This is a genomic window from Succinivibrio sp. (assembly GCF_045124615.1).
Lineage (GTDB): Bacteria > Pseudomonadota > Gammaproteobacteria > Enterobacterales > Succinivibrionaceae > Succinivibrio > Succinivibrio faecicola.
In genome coordinates this window covers 1-4,115 of sequence record NZ_JBGVMC010000378.1, presented here as the reverse complement: position 1 = coordinate 4,115, position 4,115 = coordinate 1, and the positions used below count along the sequence as shown (strand labels likewise).

5 protein-coding genes are annotated in these 4,115 nt (G+C 38.3%); 1 reads left to right on the top strand and 4 read right to left on the bottom strand.

Features of this window, described 5'->3' with window-relative positions; all coding sequences use genetic code 11:
• Nucleotides 1-1,253 (bottom strand): phosphoenolpyruvate carboxykinase (ATP) (gene pckA, locus ACJML3_RS10060; protein WP_406022881.1); only part of this gene is annotated, 1,253 nt, incomplete at its 3' end.
• 216 nt (nucleotides 1,254-1,469) lie between these two features.
• Here pckA and ACJML3_RS10055 point away from each other — a divergent pair.
• The gene (locus ACJML3_RS10055) at nucleotides 1,470-2,060 is read left to right on the top strand and encodes a NifU family protein (protein ID WP_219938035.1); all 591 of its coding nucleotides are present in this window, start codon (nucleotides 1,470-1,472) and stop codon (nucleotides 2,058-2,060) included.
• A 58-nt stretch (nucleotides 2,061-2,118) separates the two neighbouring features.
• Here the strand turns inward: ACJML3_RS10055 and gpsA are convergent, their stop codons facing one another.
• Genes gpsA through ACJML3_RS10040 form a run of 3 tightly spaced genes read right to left on the bottom strand, consistent with a single transcriptional unit; the run spans nucleotide 2,119 to nucleotide 4,075 of the window.
• Nucleotides 2,119-3,123, bottom strand: coding sequence for an NAD(P)H-dependent glycerol-3-phosphate dehydrogenase (gene gpsA, locus ACJML3_RS10050; RefSeq protein ID WP_406022878.1), 1,005 nt, complete (start codon nucleotides 3,121-3,123; stop codon nucleotides 2,119-2,121).
• A gap of 2 nt (nucleotides 3,124-3,125) precedes the next feature.
• The gene (gene secB / locus ACJML3_RS10045; RefSeq protein ID WP_219938037.1) at nucleotides 3,126-3,656 is read right to left on the bottom strand and encodes a protein-export chaperone SecB; all 531 of its coding nucleotides are present in this window, start codon (nucleotides 3,654-3,656) and stop codon (nucleotides 3,126-3,128) included.
• Nucleotides 3,657-3,676: 20 nt separating this feature from the next.
• Nucleotides 3,677-4,075 (bottom strand): rhodanese-like domain-containing protein, encoded by a 399-nt coding sequence (locus tag ACJML3_RS10040; RefSeq protein ID WP_406022876.1) that lies wholly within the window; start codon nucleotides 4,073-4,075, stop codon nucleotides 3,677-3,679.
• Nucleotides 4,076-4,115 lie beyond the last annotated feature (40 nt).

Here is a 4,115-nt window from a genome sequence, read left to right as displayed (position 1 = left end):
TACTTGGTTGGAGGTAATGATAAGAATGCTGCACCGAAGCATGATGAGAAGGTTGGAGTAGGCTCGGTAATACCACGCTCTGTACCAGCTAACTTAGCTGTGAAGCCTGATAAGAAGTAGTACTGAGTCTGACCCTTATCTAAGATTGATACTGGAGGTAAAACACCGAATGCGTCAGCTGATAAGAAGATTACGCGCTTAGCAGCAGGGCCCTTAGAAATTGGCTTAACGATGTTGGTGATATGGTTGATTGGGTATGAAACACGAGTATTCTCGGTTACTGACTTATCAGCGAAATCAATCTTACCATTTGCATCAACAGTTACGTTCTCTAATAATGCGTTACGCTTGATAGCTGCCCAAATATCAGGCTCGTTTTCCTTTGAAAGGTTGATTACCTTAGCATAGCAACCACCTTCGAAGTTGAACACACCATCATCATCCCAACCGTGCTCGTCGTCACCGATTAGTAGACGCTTTGGATCTGTTGAAAGAGTGGTCTTACCAGTACCTGATAAACCGAAGAAAATAGCTGTATTTTCGTGGTTCATGTCGGTGTTAGCAGAGCAGTGCATTGCTGCGATGCCCTTTAATGGTAAGTAGTAGTTCATCATTGAGAACATACCCTTCTTCATCTCACCGCCGTACCAGGTGTTTAAGATAACCTGCATACGCTCAGTTAAGTTGAATACAACAGCAGTCTCTGAATTTAAACCTAACTCTTTGTAGTTCTCAACCTTAGCCTTTGAAGCGTTTAATACAACGAAATCTGGCTTGAAGGTCTTTAACTCTTCAGCTGTTGGCTTGATGAACATGTTAGTTACGAAGTGAGCCTGCCAAGCAACCTCAACTACGAAACGAACTGCTAAACGAGTACCCTCGTTTGCACCACAGAAGCCATCAACAACGTATAACTTCTTGTTTGATAATTCTTTACCAGCTAATGCCTTTAAAGCATTCCATGACTCTGTTGATAAAGGCTTGTTGTCATTCTTGAACTCATCTGTAGTCCACCAGAATGTGTTCTCAGAGGTAGCATCCTTAACGATGAACTTATCTTTTGGTGAACGACCAGTATAAACACCAGTCATTACGTTAACAGCGTCCATCTCAGTATTCTGACCAACGTCAAAACCGGTTAAACCAGCCTTGGTCTCTTCTGCGAATAAAACTTCGTATGAAGGGTTGTGAACGATTTCAGTAGCACCACTGATACCATATTTAGCTAAATCAAGCTCTTCGAATAAGCTCATTTTCTTCTCCACGTGTTATCTGAGTGAGACTCAGGTTTCTATAGTTACAAAAATGATTTTACAGTAAAACGAAAATATATGCACTTTTTTTAGCTCATATTTTTGCTAATTGAAAAAAATTTTTATTTTTTTACAAAGTACAACTAATTTTTTTTAAATCATTTAAAATGTAAAGCAGTTTTTTATATTAGATAAAATAATACAAACAGGATAAATATGACCAAAATCAGCGTAAGTGAAAAGGCCCAAGAATATTTTCTAAAAATCATTGAAAAACAGAAGATGGAAGGTTTAGCAATCCGTCTTACTGCAACAAATGTCGGAACACCTGGTGTTCAGTGTGGAATTTTATACTGTCCAAAAGAATACATCACACCACGTGATGAACACTTTCAGATGAAAGGTTTTGAAATTGTAATCGACAGTTCAGTTAGTGAATATCTCAATGAATCAATCATTGACTTAAGCACAAATGAACAGGGCGAAGATTTACTAACATTCCATGCTCCAAATCTGAATAAACAGGATTTACCTGAAGATGCCACTTTATTTGACAGACTAAAAAAGTTTATCGACTCAACTGTAAGCCCATCTTTAGCATCTCATGGTGGTGCAGTAACATTAGAAGAAGTTACTGAAGATGGTATCGTAAAAGTTAAATTTACAGGTGGCTGTCTTGGTTGCTCAATGGTTGGAATCACTCTTAAAGAAGGTATTCAGACTCAGTTAAATCAGGCATTCCCTGGCATGATTAAAGATGTTGTAGATGTTACAGAACATAAAGTAAATGAGAATACATACGGTTAATCAAAGTTATTAAGATGTATTTTCACAACAGGCTCTAGAGAAACTAGAGCCTTATTTTTTATTCAGATTTTAATGATCTTCCAAGCAGACTCATTGCTGCGGCCTGACCATTCTTACCTTCATAAATTACTTTATAGACTTCCTGGCAGATAGGCATCTGAACGTTGAACTTTTCGCACAGATCAACAACAACCTTTGACATTGTGTAACCTTCTACGACCTGTTCAATCTTCTCAAGAGCCTTTTCAACAGACATCCCCTGACCTAAATAGTAACCAAATCTTCTGTTTCTAGACTGGTTATCTGTACAGGTTAAAATAAGGTCACCCAAACCAGACAGTCCCATAAAAGCCTTCTGAGATGAGCCTAAGGCTTCACCTAATCTTGTCATTTCTGCAAGACCTCTGGTAATTAGGGCTGTTCTTGCATTAGCACCATAGCCAAGTCCATCGGACAGACCTGCACCTATGGCAATAACGTTCTTAATACCGCCACCTAACTGTAAACCTACCAGATCATCACTTTCATATATTCTGAAAGTTTTGGTATGCATAAGCTCGCAAAATTCTTTAATAAAGTCAGAATTTGTACCTGCAACTGCAATTGCTGTTGGTAATCCTTTGGCAAGTTCCATCGCAAAAGTAGGTCCCGAAAGAGCAGCCATTGGGATCTTATCTGACAAAATCTGACTTGCTATATCTGAAAGCAGTCTACCAGAATCCTTATCAAGACCTTTTGTGGCCCATGCTAGTCTGTGTTCTGGTGTCAGATATGGCTTGATCGAAACAAGTACATCCGCAAAAGTATGAGAAGGCACTACCACAAGGATAGTTTTTGATGCATCAATACAGTACTTTAAATCAGATGATACTGTAAGTGTTTCTGGAAAAGCGATTGATGGAAGATATTTCTGATTAACGCGATCTTGCTGCATAATTTTTGCAGTTTCTTCACGTCTTGTCCACAGCATCACTTTTAGACCTTTTGATGCTGTGGATATGGCTAGTGAGGTTCCATAGGAACCTGCACCAATGACAGTTAAGTCATACATAAACTCAGCCATTATTATGCCTGAGGAGCCTCATTATTAGCCTCACCGTTAGCTACATCAGACTTCTGTGCAGCTTCCTGTGCCTGCTGAGCTTTCTGAGCCTGGAATAAAGCTTCAAAATTGATTGGACGAAGATTTAATGGAGGGAATGTACCTCTATTTACTAAAGATGAAATATGCTCTCTTGCATAAGGGAATAGAATATTTGGAGCAACACCGTTTAGTAAGAAATCACCAGTATCCTGATTTACATTTCTCATTAAGAAAAGGCCTGCCTGGTGAACTTCACAGATATAAGCAACTTCCTCACCTAACTTGCAAGTTACAGTAACTCTTAAATCAACTTCAAACTTATCAGAATCTACCTGAGCTAGCTTTGTATCAAAATCAACGCTCATCTCTGGTTTCCACTCAGCAGTGAAAACCTTTGGAACGTTTGGAGTCTCAAAAGAGCAATCCTTAATATAAATACGTAATACATCAAAAGATGGAGCGTTATTCTCGTTTGTCTGATTATTTACTGCATTCTGTGCATTGTCTGACATTTTGTTTTTATCCTTTTAAATTAATTTTTTACTGATAATGGTAAATTGTCCATAGCCCATTGAGCAATGCCACCCTCTAATAAAAATGCTCGAGTGTAACCTTGCTTCTTTAAAGCAACAACAGCGTTGAAGTTATCTGAATCAACTTTATCTTTTCCAACAACTATTACAGGACTATTCTTAAAGCTTTCAACTCGATTTAACTTACCCTGCTTGATTTCTTCTAATGTAATATTTACAGAACCTGCAATATGACCTTTAGAAAATAGTGAATTGGCTCTTACATCAATAAAGACACCATTCTCATGGTTAACCATTGATGTTGCAGCTGAAGCTGATACCTTTTTTACACCAGCTAGCATGATCTTTACTTGGAAGTAAATAAGTGCAACAAGTAAGGCAAAAAAAACGATCACCATAATCTGGTGACGACCTGCAAAAGCAATTTACTGCTCTAGA

Coding starts and splice junctions, on each gene's coding strand:
- gpsA (WP_406022878.1), bottom strand. CDS start 3,123: ATGGCTGAGTTTATGTATGACTTAACTGTCATTGGTGCAGGTTCCTAT.
- secB (WP_219938037.1), bottom strand. CDS start 3,656: ATGTCAGACAATGCACAGAATGCAGTAAATAATCAGACAAACGAGAAT.
- ACJML3_RS10055 (WP_219938035.1), top strand. CDS start 1,470: ATGACCAAAATCAGCGTAAGTGAAAAGGCCCAAGAATATTTTCTAAAA.
- ACJML3_RS10040 (WP_406022876.1), bottom strand. CDS start 4,075: ATGGTGATCGTTTTTTTTGCCTTACTTGTTGCACTTATTTACTTCCAA.